Here is a 3,412-nt window from a genome sequence, read left to right as displayed (position 1 = left end):
TATATGGGTATGGTTCGGTTTTTGCCGCTTTTTGTCCGGTGCAAACTAATTGCATTCGACCTCACCTGTTCTTTCGTTAAGCTTTCGGCCTCAGTCCATCTTGCACCCGTCGCTAAACACACTTTACTAATCACAAGTGCATCCTTGTTTCTGCAACGCTTTAGCTCATTAATTAATGTAACGATTTCATCACTGGTCAGATAGCTGAGCGGGTTCTCATCAATTTTGATCGGCTTAATATTTTCTAATGGGTTTTTCTTATACAGACTTTGCCGTATTAGCTCGTTAAACACGGCCTTTAGGTATGCTAGATCATGATTTAATGTATTTGCCTTAAAGGTCTTAGCTTTTTCTGCTCGCCATTGTAAGTACATATCAGCGGTTACATCATCGGCCTTAGGGTTGTTTAGCTCATCACAAATTTTTCTTAATTTGCTGACTCGTTTAGCCCCATCTTTTAAGTGCTGACCATGCAATAAAAACCATTCATCGACTAGATCGGCTAACCTTCTTTTATCTGCTTTGGGTGGTTCCCAATCAGGATTTTTTGCACTCTCCTGAACTAACCATGCCTGCCATCGTATAGCCTCTGCTTTGGTCTTTAATGTTTTACGGTAACGCTTCCCTGATCCATTTGGCCTAACGTCTACTTTCCAGCCTGATTCCGTTTTTGTAATACTCATTTGTACTTTTTTGCTTTTCTGCTTTAATTTCCGTATTACTTTTAATGGCGTAGCCCTCTCTTATGCAAGCATTATCTAAATTTTTAATCATCTTCTTAGCGGTAACTTTGGGTACTTTTGCGGCTGATCGTCTATCAGATGTGTTCCATTACTATCAATTAAAAGTAGCCACTGACCAAATACGCAAAGAGACTGAGCAAGCCGCTATTGCAGCTCAGGAACAAAGGCAGCTTCGAAAAGAAGCTAATCACCAGAAGCTTTTGCGCCAAGCCCAAGCGGATCAAGAAGCGCGTAGGAAATCTAAAAAAGGTAGGGAATTAAACAGAAGTTGTTTAGATTGGAAACGGATGCATGAGCAGACACCTACCAATACATCCCAACGTGAATCAAATCGAGCTTGTGCCAAATATGATAATTACATCTATTCAGGTAGGTAGCTTGCTAATTTCTAACATGTAATATCCTTATAAAATTATACACAGCCCTGTGCGCTCCCTCGCCGGTACCATTTTTGTTGTACCCGTTGCGCTATTCGGTATCCGTTCCCGTGCTTTTTAGCTGTTCGCTTACTTCTTCTATCTCTGGGCTTATATGCCCTGCTTCTACATCAACTCTCCCTGTCAAAATCCAGTAGGCATATTGCGGAAAAATTTCCGCTAGCGTCTCCGCTTCATTAATCCCAAAGCGTGCTCTACCTCTTTTTATGTTTTGCCACCTTCTGTACTCATTGCTATTCACCTCTGCCAGATCTTTCAAAGAAATCTTACTCAGCAATAGCAATGCCCTATCTTCTGCGCTCATCTTCATAGAATTATTTAATATAGCTACTATTTACAATAATTAGTTTCTAGTGTACTATTTAGCTATGTAATATGTAGCTAAAAAAGGAACACGACAATGACGACTACAAATATTAACCCATTACATCTCAATCTGCCTCAATTCGTGCCTGTTATGGACCGCAAACAGTTTGCCGACCTTGTTGGTGTTTCTGAGCGCGTTGTATCTGGCTGGATTCAACGAGGCTATATACCCACGGTTCGTTTTAATAATGGCGAATCTAATTCACGTTCCTCACTAATCAATATAGTGGCGCTTGTTTCAGAGCTAGGGGGTTAAAAATGAAAACCTTTAGCCAACGCTGTCTTGAATGCTGCCGCAAGCCTTTGCTCTCCCACCTCGACTATATCGCGTTAGTGGATTGTTACACCGTAAATATTTCAACACTCAACAATCCAAAAATCGATTATCGGTGCTTGCAGCTCGTTCGTGCCAAATATCTGCGCACATCTTTTAACTCACCCGTAGTTGATAATTTTCACCGTACTGCGTTTTTAGCATTTAAGCGCTTTAACGGTATCGGTTCCCCGTTGCCTAGTAGCCAAGTGCGTCAATCTAGTCTGGGGCGTGTGGGGGGTCACTACCCTGCACGTTATTCGAAGTCGGTCATATCTGATTTATTTGGATATAGCCGCACAAGGGTGGCTCCTCCATCAGCCCCGGTCAGCGTTTCGTCGTGTTCCGCTGGTCGGTTTTAATTCGAGGTCGTTGATATGTATGGATTTCAAATACCCGTAAAGCCTGACGAAAAATGCCCTCGCTGTAACGCGACTTATGAGGGCTTTAAAACATTTGTCTCTTTTATCGATCCTTCGTATCAACGTCAATGCGTGACCGTTTACGGCTCTGAATGTTGCCACTCTTGTGCTCAATCAATCGTTGCATGGGGTGCTGATACTCGCCGTGATCTGGTTACTACTTACGGTTTATCAATATTAAAGCTCCACTCGGTTCACCTCTGCCTTGTCTCTTGGCAGTCGTGGCCTCCTCTTTCTTATCAATCCTATGGGATTAAAAAGCGTGTCTCGCTATCCCAGCTTACTAACAAAAGGTGATTCACATGCAAGCTCAATTAAAAGTGCGCGTACTAGCCGCTAAGCGTTTCAAAATGGACAACATGGCTATGAGCCAGCTTTACATAGAAGGCGGTGCAATCTCGGAAGCCGACAAAATTGGTTGTCCGCCAATGAAAATGAACGGTGATTTTGATGTTCTGGAATCACTGCGCGGTGCGATCCCTGGTGACTTCGAATTAACAGTCGAATTTCGTCAAGGCGGTGGTGACAAGATGACTCAGTATGTCGTCGGCGCTGTCCCTACGCACAAAAACATCGAAAGCCAGCCACGCTCTAAGCCTGCTGCTTCTTAATGATCAACCGGGCATAGCGCCTAGCGATTATAAACAGGGGTATGGGGGCGTAGCGCCCCATGATTACCCAACCTAGGGCTAACAGCGCCTTATTCACTTTCTAGATTATCAGGTGTTTTATGAATTTGTTGGTGTGTGATTCTGAAATATTCGTCTCTGAGTCTGGTTATCCAGATTGCTCAACTGGGTGGATTATTCAGGAATATGCGCCGCAAAGCCCCCCTTTAACAATTGAGGAATATTCCGAATTGAAAGAGGGGTTAATGCTAATGCTGCTTATTGCTGGCATAGCAAAGTTAGTTAAAACCTTAGTTTTACAATCATCAACTGATCCTAAAGGGGATTATTAATATGAAAAAATTACTTCCAAATGTAAAAGCTTTTGCTCGTAACTCTTATGCGCGTACTGGTGCTGTATTAACTGTTGCTGCTTTCTCTTCACCTTCTTTCGCTGCTTTAGGTGAAGGTGTTAATGCTGCGGTAACTGAAGGTAAATCAGATATTTCAGAAATGGGTCAAT

At 42.8% G+C, this 3,412-nt stretch carries 6 protein-coding genes; 4 read left to right on the top strand and 2 right to left on the bottom strand.

The window, feature by feature from the left end:
* A partial coding sequence (locus tag KMP13_RS20070; RefSeq protein WP_215267811.1) for a phage integrase occupies positions 1-683 on the bottom strand: 683 nt, incomplete at its 3' end.
* Positions 684-745: 62 nt separating this feature from the next.
* Here KMP13_RS20070 and KMP13_RS20065 point away from each other — a divergent pair.
* Positions 746-1,120: a hypothetical protein gene (locus KMP13_RS20065; protein ID WP_215267810.1), complete on the top strand. Its 375-nt coding sequence runs from the start codon at positions 746-748 to the stop codon at positions 1,118-1,120.
* Positions 1,121-1,211: 91 nt separating this feature from the next.
* On the opposite strand, the gene KMP13_RS20060 is transcribed toward KMP13_RS20065, so the two are convergent.
* Positions 1,212-1,484, bottom strand: coding sequence for a hypothetical protein (locus KMP13_RS20060; RefSeq protein WP_215267809.1), 273 nt, complete (start codon positions 1,482-1,484; stop codon positions 1,212-1,214).
* Between the two features lie 96 nt (positions 1,485-1,580).
* Here KMP13_RS20060 and KMP13_RS20055 point away from each other — a divergent pair, with 96 nt between their 5' ends.
* The 3 genes from KMP13_RS20055 (at position 1,581) to KMP13_RS20045 (ending at position 3,242) form a co-directional block, all read left to right on the top strand.
* On the top strand, positions 1,581-1,802 hold the full coding sequence (locus KMP13_RS20055; RefSeq protein WP_215267808.1) for a hypothetical protein: 222 nt from the start codon (positions 1,581-1,583) through the stop codon (positions 1,800-1,802).
* Positions 1,803-2,583: 781 nt separating this feature from the next.
* Positions 2,584-2,892, top strand: a complete 309-nt coding sequence (locus KMP13_RS20050; protein WP_215267807.1) for a hypothetical protein — start codon at positions 2,584-2,586, stop codon at positions 2,890-2,892.
* A gap of 119 nt (positions 2,893-3,011) precedes the next feature.
* Positions 3,012-3,242, top strand: a complete 231-nt coding sequence (locus KMP13_RS20045) for a hypothetical protein (RefSeq protein ID WP_215267806.1) — start codon at positions 3,012-3,014, stop codon at positions 3,240-3,242.
* Positions 3,243-3,412 lie beyond the last annotated feature (170 nt).

It is taken from the genome of Epibacterium ulvae (genome assembly GCF_018678075.1).
In the GTDB taxonomy this organism is placed as follows: domain Bacteria; phylum Pseudomonadota; class Alphaproteobacteria; order Rhodobacterales; family Rhodobacteraceae; genus Epibacterium; species Epibacterium ulvae_A.
The sequence above is the reverse complement of the archived record's forward strand: the minus strand, read 5'-3'. Positions and strand labels throughout refer to the sequence as shown.